Consider the following 15551-nt stretch of genomic DNA (forward strand, 5'->3'; position numbering starts at 1 on the left):
TTTACCCAAAAACCAAAATTATTAAACCACCTTTCCATCCCCCACCATAAAAAAGGAATCCCCCATACCCACCGAGAATATAAACAAAGCGCACAACGCACATAAACCGAGAGGAGTCCCCACCATGCTAACAATTAACAACTACCTACAAGACATCACACAAGAACTAACCAACCAAGAACAAACCAACCAAGAACAAACCCTAATTGCCATTCTCAAAACCAAACTGCAACAATCCTTCCATCCAGACGTAAAACAAATCGAATTCACCTTCACCACCGAACCGACTAACCAAGAGCTAACCATCACGCTCTTCAAAATGGATAATGAAGCAAACGAAGTATTTGAAGTAGGAAGTAGTGGCATCGAAGGGGCAGAAGAAATCCTAGAGGATATCTCCTATTACCCCTCACCAGCCGACCAAGAAGAAATCGACCAATTCTACGAACAAAACGACTTGGAACTAGAAGCAAAGGAACAGAAAGCAATCATCACTTGGTTCGAGAAATGCTTTCACAAAGCGGTACCGGTAACATTCACACTACCTGCTTATGCAACTTTTCATGACGCCCAAGAATCACTAAATCTGCATAGTAGCCAATGGATGGATATAGAAGAAAGATGGTCCTTCTAACATACATTCAACAAAAAAAGAGCAACCGGTCGCAATGACCAGTTGCTCTAAATGATTATGCCGAAACAGAAGAAGTAGTAGATGAACTCCTAGTAGTACGAGGCAACTTACCCAAATACAACTTAGATAAAAGCTCGGAATGTCTAATGACCAGACTTACCATCAATGGGATCGTCACACCAATTAACGTATACATAACCAGTCCATATTCTACGTCTATTACTCGTTGCAAAAAGATATTTAAAGGAATATGCAAATACATGATAGTAATGGTGTTCTTTCCTAAATAGCCTATTCTTTCAGAAACCCTTAACTTGGATATCCAATAACATAGTGAACAAATTGTTACAGATATAACGATAGGAATCACCATATCCAATCCGATCTCTCCATACACCTTATATTTCAAATCCTTCTCATGATTAATTATATGGACATAATCTAACCAAACAAAAGCGATAGACAGTGCACCAAATATAATCGGAACATACCAGCGCCTCACCAAGTTAGATAAAAGCCCCTTACTATAGTATCCAATTGCATAATACGATAGAGTAATGAGTGCCACATCAGCATTCCAAGGTACCATTACCCCGTCTAATGCGGTAGCTGCTAAACGATGACCGACTAGATATGCCAATAAAAGAATGATAACTTGAATGCTTAAAGGAAATCGTGAGATAAATCCAAATAGGATTTGTGTAATAAGAAGGCACGTTATAAACCAGAACACGCCGTAAGGTCCAGTAAGAGCTAGACCTCCATAAACAAGCTTCCCTGTATCTGTAAATAAATCGCGAAAACTTAAGCTTAACGCAAATAAGCCAACAGCGATGAGTATACCGTATGAGAAATACGGGACAAGCATAGCCTTCCCCTTCTTCTTCACCCAACCATGAAATTTCTCAGGATGAACAGGCTTAAATAGAAAACCACTTAAAATAAAAAATAGGGGCATGCGAAACCAAGCTAAATAGTCATTAATCACATGGTCGCCTGAATGACCCATTACCACAAAAATAATACTTAATCCCTTTGCGACATCTAGCCAGTTTTCTCTTCGTTGTAGACTCATGATAAATAGCCTCCTTGGTCGCAAGAATCTAAAAGCTATCCTAACACACATCATCAACAGCTAAACCCCAACAAAGAAACTGTAATATAACTTTAAAATACGATTAACATTTGCATTAAAACAGACAACTAGTAACAAGAACAAGTGCAATGATATCCCATTAATAGAAAATATATCCCCTCCCAAAAAAGAGGTGATCTGCTAAGAAATCAACAACTACGTTAGCCAGAGCCATCATCCAAACACAAATCGCACTATGGATAATGAAAAAGTAAAGCGTCGAGTCTCCCCCGTCCCCCCTGTAGATTGTAGTGCAAGGCGTGAGACTCCTGCGGGAATGCGAGTCGAAGGGAGACCCCGCAGGCGCATAGTGCGCCGAGGAGGCTCCCAAGACCGCCCGCGGAAAGCGAACGCCTAGCACGGAAATCTACAGGGTGTTCAAAGGAGTTCCCCTATCTTCAGGATAACCGTCGCAAAAATAAAATCCCTAAAAATTACAACCCAACAAAATACATATATCGACAAATCCAAATTTGTACTATAATAGAAACTAGATAAATATGTACGTAAAACAAACAGAGGTGAAACCTAAATGCTACGTGGACTATACACAGCCACCGCCGGAATGCTATCCCAACAAAGACGCATGGAAATGCTCTCAAACAACCTAGCAAACGCCAACACACCAGGATTCAAAGCAGACCAATCATCCCTTAGAGCGTTCCCAGAACTTCTACTTTCCAGAATGGACCAAACAAGCGTACCGACCAAACAACCACTTAAATTTGCACAAAACCAACAAATAGGTACCTTAAACACAGGCGTTTACCTGCAAGACGTAGCACCTAAATTTACCCAAGGCGACATGCGACCAACAGGGAACGACACAGATCTAGCGATCCTAAACCAAAACCTACCTGAAGGCTCATCCATATTCTTTACCGTGCAACACCCAGATGGCACACCGCGATACACAAGAAACGGTAACTTCACAATGGACCCAGAAGGCTACTTGACGACTAATAACGGACTATATATCTTAGACGAAACCAACAACCGTATCCAAATTAACTCGAACTCATTCAACCTACAACCGGATGGAACGATTCTAGTGAATGAGGTGCCGCAAGCACGTCTAGGCATTACCTTAGCAAACAACGCGAATGATCTAATCCGTGATGGCAACGGTCTATTCCGTGCATCCGAGGGCCAACAATTACAAAACGCCAATGGCAATCCAAACGTAAGCTTCCAAGTCATGCAAGGTCACATTGAACGATCCAATGTCGATACGGCCCAAACGATGAGCGAAATGACTTCTGCTTTCCGTGCTTTCGAAGCTAACCAAAAGATCATCCAAGCCTACGACATGAGCATGCAAAAAGCAGCAAACGAAATTGGTCGAATTAATTAATCTCCCCAAGCGACGGAGGGTAAATAAATGAACAGAATTATGTTAAATGCAACGAACACGATGAACCAACTTCAAAAACAATTAGATCTCATTAGTCATAACGTTGCCAATGTTGATACGATCGGCTATAAAAATCGTTCTGCATCTTTTCAAGAGTTACTTGTCCAACAAGCAAACAACCAACCGTTAAGCCGCTATGAAACGATGCGACAAACACCAGAGGGCATTCGCCTCTCAACCGGTGCGGGATTAAGTCAGACGAAATTGAACTTAACACAAGGTCCTTTAAAGACGACAGAGCGTATGTTAGACTTTGCCCTAACAAAAGAAGATCAGTTTTTTACGGTTCAAGTTACAGAAAATGGGCAAACTAGTACGCAATTCACAAGAAACGGCATATTCTATTTGTCTCCAATCAACAATAATGAAGTGATGCTTGTTACGGGAGAAGGTCATCCTGTCTTAGATGGTAATGGGCAACAAATCATCTTACCCGAGAATATAAAAGACGTGATATTGCAGCCAGGTGGCGTAATTACCGCAGCATTAACCAATGGCAATGCGATTGCACGTGAAATCGGTATTGCCCAAGTAATCCGCCCGCAAATGCTAGAAAGTAGACCAGGCTCCTTATATGCACTGCCAAATGCAGCGGTTGCTAACCCAAATGATATTATAGAGTATGTCCAAGGAGCGAATCGTACATCCGTTGGGATGCAGCAAGGCATGCTTGAGCAATCCAATGTCGATTTATCAGCGGAACTGACAGAATTGACATTAATGCAACGATCATATCAATTCAACGCAAGATCTGTTCAATTTGCCGATCAAATGATGGGGCTCGTGAACGGATTGAAATCATAGGTAAAGGAGAGGTTGCGCAATGGGACAAAAACAGGAAAAACAAGAGAGCTTAACCTTAACAAGGGAAGAATTGCGCAAAGCTCAAAAAAGTAAATTGAAGATAGAAAAAGAGGAAGAGTCAGCAGCCACAAGTGAGGAGAAACCGAAGCGCTTAAAATGGCGTATTCGTTTAATTCCCATTTGGTTACGTTTAATTATTATACTTGCGATTATGGCAGTTGCTTCCCTAGCTGGAGCAATGTTTGGTTACGGCGTTCTTGGTGGCGGTAGCCCGATGGAAGTATTAGATAAGGAAACATGGCAGCATATTTTGGACCTCGTTAAGAAAGACTGAGGAAGTCGACTTGAAGGCTTCCTTTCCAACTGTTGAAAAACGCTCGCATTCTTCGTTACTCGCCATTGTTCAGATGCTCATTCCCACTTAGGTAACTCCGCTCTGCCCAATTGCTCGCGCCTCGACTGACAAACGTTTTCAATCAGTTGGAAAGATTCTTTATAGGATACTTTCCTATAAACGGTTAGGAAGTCATTATATAGGCTTCCTCTTTTTTATGCCTTCATATATAATTGGAAGTAACTATTAGTAGGAGGTCATAAAAATGACATTAGATATTAACCAAATAAAAGAAATTATTCCACATAGATATCCTTTCTTGTTAGTGGACAAGATAATAGAAATTGAAGAAGGACAACGTGCTATTGGAATTAAAAACGTGACAGCTAATGAAGAGTTTTTTCAAGGACACTTCCCAGAGTTTCCTGTTATGCCCGGAGTTCTAATCGTAGAAGCATTAGCGCAAGTTGGAGCAGTTGCGATGCTGAAGAAGGAAGAAAACAAAGGACGTCTTGCTTTTTTTACTGGGATTGATAATTGTCGATTTAAGAAACAAGTCATACCTGGCGACCAATTAAGACTAGAAGTAGAAATGACTCGAGTCCGTGGTAGCATTGGCAAGGGCAAAGGAATTGCAACGGTTGATGGGCAGCTTGTGTGCGAATTAGAAATGATGTTTGCTTTAGGTCAAAAGTCGTAATTTAAAAAAAATTGTTTTTTTATGCAATGTTTCTTGAATAATGGGGAATATAAAAAGGGACCAAGCAAAAAAGTAAAACAAGGTCTTGATTTTTCCCTATTCGAAAGGAGACGGTACGAATGAACAAGTGGTTAATTAGATTATCAGGTACGGCATTAGCAGCAATGTTAATTACAGGTTGTGCAGCAAATGATCAGAATGTTCCTCCACCAGAAGACGAACAGCCTCCGATGGAAGAACCAATGGATCCTGATCTAGAACAAGATGAAAACAATCTTGACCAAGATCTAGAGCAGGATGAGACTGACTTAGAACAAGATGTTGAAGAGGATACTGGAAACGATCAGTAATTATCCTAATAACGGGGGACAGTGTATGCTACTGTCCCTTTTGTTATGCTTCAACCCATTTTAATCCCCAAAGCTTTATGTTTCCTCCATCTGAAGAGAAAACTAAACAAAAAGGAGTTATTTATTATAAGAAGAAACACGTTAACTAATAGGGTGAGAAAATTTTATAGCTGATTTCTTCTTTACTAGGGACTATCCTCATCTTTCTATTGCAATAGTTTTTAAGCTATTGTTTAAAAGATTAGTAGTTTAGAAGTGCAACGCAAAAAAAGAAAGCGCATTCAAAAAAATTCTATGGTCCAAACTATGTGAAAATGTCACAAATTGTAGATATAGCAGGAAATTTTGTATATAATAGGTAATAATGTTTCTGTCAATATTTCTTTATCATTATTTTTGGCTGAATGCAAATATAAGCACAAAGAACTAATCTATTGTAAAAATTTACACTTCATTTCGACTTGATTCGACAAATTCTCCCTGTTACATATCTCAATAGCATATGGTAAGATTGGAAAGGGTTAAAACGTCTTAGAAATGCTACAAAGTTCGACATAGGTAGAAAAACCTATTATCATAAATTTCGACAATTGAAAGCTATGGTTTTAATTATTCGATAAAGGTAAAGTTTCCATACCTTTATAAGGGAACACATAACATAAGTGGGCCCTTTTTGTATGGATTAAAATATCGAAAAAAACTATTAATTATTGGTGGTTAATAATGAAAACACAATTTAATCAATTCCCAAAAACAATAAAGAAAACAATTAGATATATTAATCAAGATGCAACGTATGAACAACTTCAAGCGATAAAGTCTCTTATGGATAAAACCATACAAAATAAATTCCAAAATCTAAAACAAGAAAAAAATTAATGGCAAGGGAGTTGAAAGTATGACCTATAAAAAACGATTGTCCTTCTTAACATTTGTTGATTCACTTATTGTTCTTACCTCAATATATATCGGTTTTTGGATGTTAAATCCTAGCTTTAATGTTTTTCAATCTAAAACATTATTAGCGGCTTCGTTATCACTATTAATCTGGCATCATTTATTTGCCTATATTTATAAGCTTTATAATAAGGCGTGGGAGTATGCTAGTGTAGGAGAGTTACTTTCTATATTAAAAGCCGTTACATATTCTGTTACGATAACAGGACTTCTACAATTAGTAGTGGCTGGAGATATCTTTCTAAGAGTGCTTTTGATTACGTGGATGTTGCACATGCTATTAATAGGTGGTTCTCGGTTTTCTTGGAGATTATATCGTGATACGTTCATGAGACAGAAGAAGGATAAGAAGCGCGCCTTGATTGTTGGGGCAGGTGCTGCCGGAACGATGATTGTTCGCCAGTTGAAGCAGAATACAGAAGCGGATTTAGATCCAATTGCATTTATTGATGATGAACCGAGAAAGCAACGGTTAGATATATATGGCATTCCGGTGTTTGGTGGAAAAGAGGAAATAGTGAATGCAGTGAATACGCTAAAGATAGACAACATTATTATAGCGATTCCTTCTTTAAGCAAAAAAGAACTGAATGAGATTTTTGAAGAATGTAGTAAAACGAAGATTAAACCACATATTATGCCGATGATTGAAGATTTATTAGTTGGGAAATTATCGGTAAATAATTTCCGTGAAGTACAGGTTGAGGATTTATTAGGACGAGAACCTGTTGAACTTGATATGGCAAGTATTTCGGAATCGATTACAGGAAAAACAGTACTAGTGACTGGAGCTGGTGGTTCCATAGGTTCAGAGATTTGCCGTCAAATTTGTAAGTTCTCACCGGAAAAGATTGTACTTGTAGGTCATGGGGAGAACAGTATTTATACGATTGATATGGAATTAAGAAAACAATATAGTGAAGAAATAGAAATTGTTCCTGTAATAGGAGATATTCAAGATCGTGAACGAATGTTTTCTGTAATGGAACAACATCGTCCAGATGTCGTGTATCATGCAGCGGCACATAAACATGTTCCATTAATGGAATATAACCCTGCTGAAGCGGTTAAGAACAATGTAATTGGCACGAGAAATGTAGCAGAAGCTGCTGATACGTTCGGTATTGGAACGTTTGTGTTAGTTTCATCGGATAAGGCTGTTAACCCAACGAATGTAATGGGCTCTACGAAGCGAATCGCGGAAATGGTGATTCAGAATCTCTCAAAACAAAGTAATACAAAGTTTGTTGCGGTTCGATTTGGAAATGTGCTTGGTAGTAGAGGTAGTGTTATTCCTTTGTTTAAAGCACAGATTCAAGCGGGAGGTCCTGTAACGGTTACACATCAAGATATGACTCGTTATTTTATGACAATTCCGGAAGCTTCAAGATTAGTGATTCAAGCTGGAACTCTCGCTAGAGGTGGAGAGATATTTGTGCTTGATATGGGTGAGCCTGTGAAAATTGTCGATCTAGCAAGAAATGTAATTAAGCTTTCTGGTTATTCGGTTAATGAGATTGGAATAGAGTTTTCCGGGATTAGACCTGGTGAAAAGATGTATGAAGAATTGTTGGGCGAGGATGAAGTTCATGGGGAAGCAATATTCCCTAAGATCTTTATTGGGAAGACAACGTTGATTGATATTAATAAGGTAGAACAGTTAGTTAATGCGTATGGGATAATGTCAGCTGATGAAATTCAGGAGTATGTTTTGTCATTAGCTAACAATAGAGAGAAGAAATTATTGCAGGTTGCAAAATAGGATACTTGGAGGAATAAATAGATGAAAAAAGTACGTAAAGCGATTATACCAGCGGCAGGACTAGGAACAAGATTTTTACCAGCAACAAAGGCGATGCCAAAGGAAATGCTTCCGATTGTAGATAAACCAACGATTCAATACATCGTAGAGGAAGCAATTGCCTCTGGTATTGAGGATATAATTATCGTTACTGGTAAAGGGAAAAGAGCGATTGAAGATCATTTTGATAACTCTTTTGAATTAGAGCAAACGTTATTTGAAAAAGAAAAATTTGAACTACTAGAGAAGGTAAAGGAATCTTCAAAAGTAGAAATCCATTATATTCGCCAAAAGGAACCAAAAGGCTTAGGTCATGCAGTATGGTGCGCACGTAAGTTTATTGGGGACGAGCCTTTTGCGGTGCTTTTAGGTGATGATATCGTACAAGCAGACACTCCTTGTTTAAAACAATTAATCAATGAGTACGATAATACCTTATCATCTGTTATCGGAGTTCAAACTGTACCTGATAATGAAACCCATCGTTATGGAATCATTGATCCGTCTCAACAATTTGGTCGCCGTTTCCAAGTAAATCAATTTGTCGAAAAACCGAAGCCAGGTACTGCGCCTTCTAATTTAGCGATTATGGGACGATATGTATTAACTCCTGAAATATTCATGTTTTTAGAGAAGCAAGAAAGAGGTGCTGGTGGAGAGGTTCAGTTGACAGATGCTATTCAAAACCTAAATGAGATTCAGCGTGTGTTCGCTTATGATTTTGAAGGTAAGCGATATGATGTTGGGGAGAAGATTGGATTCGTGAAGACGACGGTGGAGTTTGCGTTGCGAGATGCGGGCCTTAAAGAAGAGTTACTAGGTTTTTTAGAAGAGATGATTAGTGCGAGTAAGGAAAAAGTAGAAGTGTAAAATTAGAAATACAGCATAGCTATTTAATATCCCCGTGAGTATGGAAATGAATGTGTCCTATTCTAGGGGATATCAGCTATTTTGGAGCACTTGAGCTAAAATGGGATTTTGTTTTGATTGTGAGTTTAGTGGATTAGTAGTTTGTTGGATGTACATTTAATTCCAATGAAGTACTAAGCGACTAAAAAATTCTTAATATACTATCAAATTATGAGTTTGTGTAATAAATCAATCTATGGAGTTGGAGTTAATGAATAAAAACTTGCTTATATTTGGTGCTGGTGGCCATGGAAGAGTAGTTAAAGAGACTGCAACTGCTATGGAGTATTTTGATAAAGTTGATTTTCTAGATGATAACTCAGAGTTAGCGATAGGGAAGTGTCAAGATTTTAACAACTATTTGCAAGACTATTCATATGCATTTGTAGCTTTTGGTAACAATGAGCAGCGAATGAAGTGGGCTTTGCAATTAATTCAAGCTGGTTTTCAACTTCCGGTGCTGATTCACCCTGTTGCTTATGTAAGTCCGTTAGCGAAAATAGAAATGGGCTCCATCGTTTGCGCAAAGGCAGTTGTTAATACCAACTCAACCATTGAGAAGTGCTGCATTGTTAGTATAGGTGCATTAGTAGATCACGACAGTTATATTGGTGAAGGCACACATATTAATTCTGGTGCAATTGTAAAAGCGGGAAGCAGTGTTGAAAGACTAAAGAAAGTAGACGCAGGAATGGTCTATTCAAATGAAACAAAATTAAAAGAGTATAGTTTTGAAGTTGGAGTGTGAGAAGAATGTATATGAAGGTAAAAAGGCTAATAGATGTTGTGCTTTCTTTAATAGGGTTGATCGTGCTATCCCCGATTCTTTTAATTCTTATTTTAGGGATTAAAATAGATTCAAGAGGACCTGTGTTGTTTAAGCAAAAGCGTGTTGGTATTAACAAAACACATTTTAATATTTTGAAGTTCCGTACGATGAGAATAGATACGCCAAAGGATACACCAACACATCTATTAGGTAATCCTGAGCAGTATATCACAAAGATGGGTAAGTTTTTGAGAAAGACTTCATTAGATGAACTGCCGCAAATCTGGAACATATTCGTTGGACAGATGAGTATTATTGGCCCAAGACCTGCATTATGGAATCAGTTTGATTTGATTGCAGAACGTGATAAGTTTGGTGCGAATGATGTGCCACCTGGTTTGACTGGTTGGGCGCAGATTAATGGTCGGGATGAACTTCCTATTGAGGTGAAAGCTAAGCTTGATGGGGACTATGTGGAGAAGATTGGTTTAGGAATGGATGTTAAGTGTTTCTTCGGAACTATTGTTAGTGTTGCGAAGAGTGATGGGGTTGTTGAAGGTGGGACAGGTGCAACAGCTGAGAAAGAAATTGCGAGTGGTAAGGAGAATATACCGAAGTGAAAAAAATATTAATCACTGGAATAAACAGCTACGTTGGAAATAGTTTTGGCGAATGGATTAAAAATAATGATAAGTATTCGGTAGATTTTATTAGTTTAAGAGATTGTAAATGGAAAGAAGAGCATTTCGCGGGCTATGATTCTATACTGCATGTTGCTGGAATTGCACATGTCTCATCTGATCCAAAGATGGAAGATTTGTATTATAAAGTGAACCGTGATTTAACAATAGATGTAGCTAAGAAAGCTAAAGCTGAAGGTGTGAAGCAGTTTATTTTCCTAAGTAGTATCATTGTTTACGGTGATAGTAGTAGCGAAAAACGAGTTATTAATAAGGACACTATACCTACACCAAGTAATTTTTATGGAAATAGCAAGCTGCAAGCAGAAGAAGGTATAAAACCTTTAGAAAGTGATGTATTTAAAATAGTTTTAATAAGGCCACCAATGATATATGGAAAGGGTTCTAAAGGCAACTATCAAAAGCTTGCAAAAATAGCAAAGAAAACTCCAGTGTTTCCTGATATTGATAATGAGCGTAGTATGCTTCATATAGACAATTTGTGTGAGTTTATTCGCCTTATGATTGAGAATGAGGAAAGTGGGATGTTTTTTCCGCAAAATAGTGAATATGTGAAGACGAGTGAGATGGTAAGGATGATTGCTGAAGTGCATGGAAAAAAAATGAGGTTTACGAGATTATCTAATGGTATTTTAAAAGTGATGCTAGGAAAAATTGGAATTATTAATAAGGTTTTCGGCAATTTGACTTATGAGATGAGTATAAGTAATTATAGTGAAAAGTATAGAATTAGGGAATTAGAAGAGTCAATTAAGTTGACAGAGGGGAATTAAAGATGTTGGAAGAGAAATACAGTGTACTTATGTCTTTGTATTATAAAGAAAAACCAGATTTCCTGAGATTAAGCATTGATAGCATGCTTTCTCAAACCTTAAAGCCTAATGAAATTATAATTGTAAAAGATGGAAAGTTGACTGAAGAATTAGAAGAAGTAATTGATTTTTATGTTACAAAAGAACCTAACCTATTTACCATTGTGCCTTTAGAAAAGAATATAGGTTTAGGATTAGCACTAAATGAAGGTCTAAAGATTTGTAGAAATGAGTTAGTGGCTAGAATGGATACTGATGATATTTCTCTTGAGAATCGGTGTGAATTACAAGTCAAAGAATTCATGGAAAATGATAAATTATGTATTGTTGGAACTATGACGGATGAATTTTTTGATGATCCAAATAATATTGTCACTTCACGAGTGGTCCCAACAGAACATGAAGATATCTTGAAGTTTTCAAGAAGAAGAAGCCCGTTCAACCACCCTACTGTGATGTACAAGAAATCTGAGGTATTAAGATGCGGTGGATATCATGATGTAAAAAGAAAAGAAGATATCGACTTGTTTGGCAGAATGCTCAATCAAGGATGTATAGCAATGAATATTGACAAGGCACTTTTGCTATTTAGATCGAATGAAGACAATTATTTACGTCGAAAAAGTTGGGACAACTGTAAAAGTTATGTAGCTGTTATATATGATTTTTGGAAAAAGGGGTATTGTGGTACTTTCGACTTATTCGTGGTTGTAATTGGTCAATTAGTTATGTTTTTTTCACCAGTATGGTTTCTAAAATTACTTTCCGATTCCTTTTTGAGAAAAAAAGCAAAATAATAGTTTTGATAGTGTTTGAGAACTAGGTTTTGTGAATGGGTGAATTAGAGATATAGGACTACTAAGTACTAGGTAAAGAGAATAAAAGAGATATCTAAAAGGATGGCTAAAAATGGTTACAAATATGCAAGAAATTCAAGATAAAATCTTAGAGGTAGCGATTTATTTAGATGAATTTTGTAAAGAGCATGAAATAACCTATTATTTAATGGGCGGCTCAGCACTAGGTGCTATACGACACCAAGGTTTTATTCCCTGGGATGATGATTTTGATGTATTTATGACATATGATAACTATAAAAAATTTATAGTTGCGTGTGAAAACTACCTAAATAAGGAACATTATTATTTTCAAAAAGAGAATACTGAAGAATGGCCATTATTTTTTTCGAAAATCAGAATGAATAATACTACTTATATTGAAGAGGATACACAAGGAAGAAATATGCACAAAGGAATTTTTATTGATATTATGTGTCTGAATAATGCCTCTAAGAATGTTATTTATAGGTGCCTTCAGTATGTAGCAGCTAGGTTAATTATAGCAAGAACCTTGGCTATAAGGGGATATACTACAAATAGTAGACTAAAAAAAACAACGATGTTAATTACAAAGTACGTTATAAATAAAACTGTACTGAAGTGGCTATTAAAGATGGTGCGGGGCTTGAATAATAAAGAAACTGGTTTAGTAGGTCACTTTTTTGGTAGGGCAGGATTTAAAAACACATCATTTCGCAAGGAATTTCTAGGGATTCCAAGATATGTTGAATTTTCACAAGAAAAACTTCCAGTCCCTGAAATGGTAGAGGAATATTTAAAAGTGAGATATGGGAATGAATTCATGAGAATGCCTGATCAAAAAACAAGGGATTGTTATCCATCTCATGCGGTTTTTGTAGACACAGAGAAAGATTATAAATACTATGATAGAAGTTATAAAAATAAACTTAAATTATAATGAATATTAATAGAAAAATTTTATGTTAATCATACTATCAAGTTACTTTATTACTATAAGCAATTTTTATCAGAAGGGGTAATGAACTTGAAATTTGAAAATCTAGATATAGAAATAAAAGAAGTTCAAGATATACAACTGGAAATTCTTGTTGAGTTCGACAGAATATGCCGTAAGCACAACATTAATTACCAATTATTCGCTGGTACCCTTTTAGGGTGCATTAGACACAAAGGATTCATACCATGGGATGATGATATTGATATCAGCTTGATGAGGGAAGATTATAATAGGTTTGTAGAAATATGCAAAATTGAGTTAGATTCAAAGTTTTTTATGCAAACTTATGATACAGATAAGAATTATTTTAAACAATCAGGAAAGTTAAGAAAAAATGATACGATTTGTTTGCAAGATACTTATAAAGAATTTGATATGCATCATGGGATTTCTATAAGTTTGATGCCACTAGATAATATTAAACCAGGAACACTTAGTGGCTTTTTTCACAGGAAATTTTTCCAGTTTTTATTTTTCAGTTTAATAAAATTAGACGGTTCAAGATCGTTCAAAAGGTGTATTGGTAGGAAGAGCTATCTAGAAAGAGCTTTAAGAATTAATCTTTTTTTTATGTCAAAGTTAATTTCAAAAAGTTGGACTGATAAATTCCAAACAAGAGTTGCTGGAATGTTTAATAATAAAGAGACAAAGTATGTCACTCATTTAACAAATGGAGCATCTAAAAAAAGGTATAGAGCATATATGATAAAAAAAGATGATTTTAACAAAAGAATAGAAGGTGAGTTTGAAGAGATGTATTTTCCTATACCTCATAATTATGATCAAGTATTATCAAATTTGTATGGTGAATATATGAAGCTTCCCCCAGGTGATCAGCAGAAGCCACATCATGGTGTAATAGAAATTAATCTTGATACGAAAAAAAATTAAAAATCCACATTCCTAAAGACTAAGTAGATAGAATGATTTTCTGAAATATAGGAGGAGTTAAGATGAAAAGACATAAAGTTGGATATACTACAGGTGTTTATGACATGTTTCACGTTGGCCATTTGAATCTATTAAAAAGAGCAAAAGAACAATGCGACTTTTTAATAGTAGGAGTTACATCGGATGAACTAGTATCATATAAAAATAAGAAGGCAATAATACCACATCAAGAAAGAATGGAAATTGTTGAAAGTATTAGTTACGTAGACATGGTTGTACCCCAAATTCATATGGATAAGATGGAAGCTTGGGAAAAGTATAGTTTTGATGTAATGTTTGTTGGTGATGACTGGAAGGGAACAGAAAAGTGGAATAAATTTGAAGATGATTTTCGTAAAGTAGGTGTGGAAATAGTTTATTTCCCATATACTAAAGGGACATCATCTTCAATGTTAAGAGAAGTACTTTCAAAGATTTCAGCTGGAGCAGTTGTTAGTGGTTAATCCTTCAGTAAGTGTAATTCTACCAGTATATAATTCAGCAAAATATTTAGAACGATGTATTTTAAGTGTTTTAAAACAAACATATAAAAATATTGAATTAATAATTATTAATGATGGTTCTACGGATAATAGTGAAAGTATTGCCAAAAAGTATGCTAAACATGACACTAGAGTTAAATATGTTTATCAAGAAAATAGAGGACCGGCATATGCAAGGAATCAAGGGATTTCAATTGCTAGTGGAGAATTTATACAATTTATTGATTCAGATGACTATTTAGAAGAAGGTTCAGTTCAAGCATTGATGGAATATTCAGAGGGTGTAGAACTTGTGATAGCCGGTTACTATAATATTTATAATAGCAATGAAGATAATATAAAGAAGAGTGTATTACCTACTAATATAGGTATATTAACCAAAAAAGAGTTATTAGAATCGTTTGGTGAATTGTTGAAAAAAAAATTATTTCATTATACATGGCATAAACTCTATAAAAAGGATATTTTAAAAAGTGTGAAGTTTAATGAAAAATTAAAAATTGGTGAAGATCTGTTATTAAATCTCGATTATATCAATTTTGTGAATAAAGCATATATAATTAGAGTACCAGTATATAATCATATACGTTTTAATTATACATCTATAACCAAAAGTTACCATAAAAATTTATTTTTAACGAGAAAGCTTATCCATGAAAGATTAGTTTCTTTTCTAAAAAACAATGATATTTACTATGGTAAAAATAAAGATGAGATAGAAGAATTATTTGTTGACAAAATAGTTTCGAGTATTTCAAATTTAAATAAAAAAAGCTCACCATTATCATTTAGAGAAAAATTAGTAGAGATTGATAGTATTATGGATGATACCTCAGTAAGGGAGATTCTATGGCGGTTTAATAAAAGAAGAGTAACCACTAAAATATATGGATACTTATTAGGTAAGAAGATGAGGCTAATACTTCAATACTATTCAATAACTTTATCAAAAATTAATAATTTTCGTTAGAAATTAAAAA

18 protein-coding genes are annotated in these 15551 nt (G+C 35.8%); 17 read left to right on the forward strand and 1 reads right to left on the reverse strand.

From position 1 onward, the window contains the following. Window positions 1-124: 124 nt before the first annotated feature. The gene (locus BK580_RS01665; protein WP_078378654.1) at window positions 125-634 is read left to right on the forward strand and encodes a hypothetical protein; all 510 of its coding nucleotides are present in this window, start codon (window positions 125-127) and stop codon (window positions 632-634) included. A gap of 55 nt (window positions 635-689) precedes the next feature. Here BK580_RS01665 and BK580_RS01670 read toward each other — a convergent pair whose 3' ends face one another. Continuing rightward, on the reverse strand, window positions 690-1709 hold the full coding sequence (locus BK580_RS01670; protein ID WP_169864738.1) for an acyltransferase family protein: 1020 nt from the start codon (window positions 1707-1709) through the stop codon (window positions 690-692). 592 nt (window positions 1710-2301) lie between these two features. Here BK580_RS01670 and BK580_RS01675 point away from each other — a divergent pair. The 16 genes from BK580_RS01675 (at window position 2302) to BK580_RS01745 (ending at window position 15541) form a co-directional block, all read left to right on the forward strand. Beyond that, window positions 2302-3123, forward strand: coding sequence for a flagellar hook-basal body protein (locus tag BK580_RS01675; RefSeq protein WP_078378656.1), 822 nt, complete (start codon window positions 2302-2304; stop codon window positions 3121-3123). A 27-nt stretch (window positions 3124-3150) separates the two neighbouring features. Beyond that, window positions 3151-3987: a flagellar hook-basal body protein gene (locus tag BK580_RS01680; RefSeq protein ID WP_078378657.1), complete on the forward strand. Its 837-nt coding sequence runs from the start codon at window positions 3151-3153 to the stop codon at window positions 3985-3987. Window positions 3988-4006: 19 nt separating this feature from the next. After that, entirely contained in the window at window positions 4007-4321 is a 315-nt protein-coding gene (locus tag BK580_RS01685) for a DNA-directed RNA polymerase subunit beta (protein ID WP_078378658.1), read from the forward strand. Window positions 4322-4586: 265 nt separating this feature from the next. Next, window positions 4587-5021, forward strand: a complete 435-nt coding sequence (fabZ, locus tag BK580_RS01690; RefSeq protein ID WP_078378659.1) for a 3-hydroxyacyl-ACP dehydratase FabZ — start codon at window positions 4587-4589, stop codon at window positions 5019-5021. Window positions 5022-5140: 119 nt separating this feature from the next. Continuing rightward, window positions 5141-5371, forward strand: coding sequence for a hypothetical protein (locus BK580_RS01695; protein WP_078378660.1), 231 nt, complete (start codon window positions 5141-5143; stop codon window positions 5369-5371). A gap of 723 nt (window positions 5372-6094) precedes the next feature. Beyond that, complete coding sequence (locus tag BK580_RS23450; protein WP_169864741.1) at window positions 6095-6250, forward strand: hypothetical protein; 156 nt, start codon at window positions 6095-6097, stop codon at window positions 6248-6250. 19 nt (window positions 6251-6269) lie between these two features. Continuing rightward, entirely contained in the window at window positions 6270-8090 is a 1821-nt protein-coding gene (locus tag BK580_RS01700) for a polysaccharide biosynthesis protein (protein ID WP_078378661.1), read from the forward strand. Between the two features lie 21 nt (window positions 8091-8111). Then, window positions 8112-8999 carry a UTP--glucose-1-phosphate uridylyltransferase GalU gene (galU, locus tag BK580_RS01705; RefSeq protein ID WP_078378662.1) on the forward strand — a complete coding sequence of 296 codons (888 nt, stop codon included), beginning with the start codon at window positions 8112-8114 and terminating at the stop codon, window positions 8997-8999. Between the two features lie 250 nt (window positions 9000-9249). After that, window positions 9250-9786, forward strand: coding sequence for a PglD-related sugar-binding protein (locus BK580_RS01710; RefSeq protein ID WP_078378663.1), 537 nt, complete (start codon window positions 9250-9252; stop codon window positions 9784-9786). Window positions 9787-9791: 5 nt separating this feature from the next. Next, the gene (locus BK580_RS01715) at window positions 9792-10427 is read left to right on the forward strand and encodes a sugar transferase (protein WP_078378664.1); all 636 of its coding nucleotides are present in this window, start codon (window positions 9792-9794) and stop codon (window positions 10425-10427) included. Further along, entirely contained in the window at window positions 10424-11281 is an 858-nt protein-coding gene (locus BK580_RS01720) for an NAD-dependent epimerase/dehydratase family protein (RefSeq protein WP_078378665.1), read from the forward strand. The genes BK580_RS01715 and BK580_RS01720 overlap by 4 nt, the downstream gene beginning before the upstream one ends. 2 nt (window positions 11282-11283) lie before the next feature. Beyond that, the gene (locus BK580_RS01725; RefSeq protein ID WP_078378666.1) at window positions 11284-12117 is read left to right on the forward strand and encodes a glycosyltransferase; all 834 of its coding nucleotides are present in this window, start codon (window positions 11284-11286) and stop codon (window positions 12115-12117) included. 112 nt (window positions 12118-12229) lie between these two features. Beyond that, on the forward strand, window positions 12230-13078 hold the full coding sequence (locus BK580_RS01730) for a LicD family protein (protein ID WP_078378667.1): 849 nt from the start codon (window positions 12230-12232) through the stop codon (window positions 13076-13078). An 87-nt stretch (window positions 13079-13165) separates the two neighbouring features. Beyond that, complete coding sequence (locus BK580_RS01735) at window positions 13166-14029, forward strand: LicD family protein (protein WP_169864744.1); 864 nt, start codon at window positions 13166-13168, stop codon at window positions 14027-14029. Window positions 14030-14091: 62 nt separating this feature from the next. Beyond that, the gene (locus BK580_RS01740) at window positions 14092-14532 is read left to right on the forward strand and encodes an FAD synthase family protein (RefSeq protein ID WP_078378669.1); all 441 of its coding nucleotides are present in this window, start codon (window positions 14092-14094) and stop codon (window positions 14530-14532) included. Then, complete coding sequence (locus tag BK580_RS01745; protein ID WP_169864746.1) at window positions 14525-15541, forward strand: glycosyltransferase family 2 protein; 1017 nt, start codon at window positions 14525-14527, stop codon at window positions 15539-15541. Before BK580_RS01740 ends, BK580_RS01745 begins: the two co-directional genes overlap by 8 nt. Window positions 15542-15551 lie beyond the last annotated feature (10 nt).

This window comes from Sutcliffiella halmapala (genome assembly GCF_002019665.1).
Lineage (GTDB): Bacteria > Bacillota > Bacilli > Bacillales > Bacillaceae_I > Sutcliffiella_A > Sutcliffiella_A halmapala.

Bases quoted from the DNA above. Each gene is read 5' to 3' on its own strand.
- BK580_RS01665 (WP_078378654.1), top strand. From the start codon at position 125: ATGCTAACAATTAACAACTACCTACAAGACATCACACAAGAACTAACC.
- BK580_RS01670 (WP_169864738.1), bottom strand. From the start codon at position 1,709: ATGAGTCTACAACGAAGAGAAAACTGGCTAGATGTCGCAAAGGGATTA.
- BK580_RS01675 (WP_078378656.1), top strand. From the start codon at position 2,302: ATGCTACGTGGACTATACACAGCCACCGCCGGAATGCTATCCCAACAA.
- BK580_RS01680 (WP_078378657.1), top strand. From the start codon at position 3,151: ATGAACAGAATTATGTTAAATGCAACGAACACGATGAACCAACTTCAA.
- BK580_RS01685 (WP_078378658.1), top strand. From the start codon at position 4,007: ATGGGACAAAAACAGGAAAAACAAGAGAGCTTAACCTTAACAAGGGAA.
- fabZ (WP_078378659.1), top strand. From the start codon at position 4,587: ATGACATTAGATATTAACCAAATAAAAGAAATTATTCCACATAGATAT.
- BK580_RS01695 (WP_078378660.1), top strand. From the start codon at position 5,141: ATGAACAAGTGGTTAATTAGATTATCAGGTACGGCATTAGCAGCAATG.
- BK580_RS23450 (WP_169864741.1), top strand. From the start codon at position 6,095: ATGAAAACACAATTTAATCAATTCCCAAAAACAATAAAGAAAACAATT.
- BK580_RS01700 (WP_078378661.1), top strand. From the start codon at position 6,270: ATGACCTATAAAAAACGATTGTCCTTCTTAACATTTGTTGATTCACTT.
- galU (WP_078378662.1), top strand. From the start codon at position 8,112: ATGAAAAAAGTACGTAAAGCGATTATACCAGCGGCAGGACTAGGAACA.
- BK580_RS01710 (WP_078378663.1), top strand. From the start codon at position 9,250: ATGAATAAAAACTTGCTTATATTTGGTGCTGGTGGCCATGGAAGAGTA.
- BK580_RS01715 (WP_078378664.1), top strand. From the start codon at position 9,792: ATGTATATGAAGGTAAAAAGGCTAATAGATGTTGTGCTTTCTTTAATA.
- BK580_RS01725 (WP_078378666.1), top strand. From the start codon at position 11,284: ATGTTGGAAGAGAAATACAGTGTACTTATGTCTTTGTATTATAAAGAA.
- BK580_RS01730 (WP_078378667.1), top strand. From the start codon at position 12,230: ATGGTTACAAATATGCAAGAAATTCAAGATAAAATCTTAGAGGTAGCG.
- BK580_RS01740 (WP_078378669.1), top strand. From the start codon at position 14,092: ATGAAAAGACATAAAGTTGGATATACTACAGGTGTTTATGACATGTTT.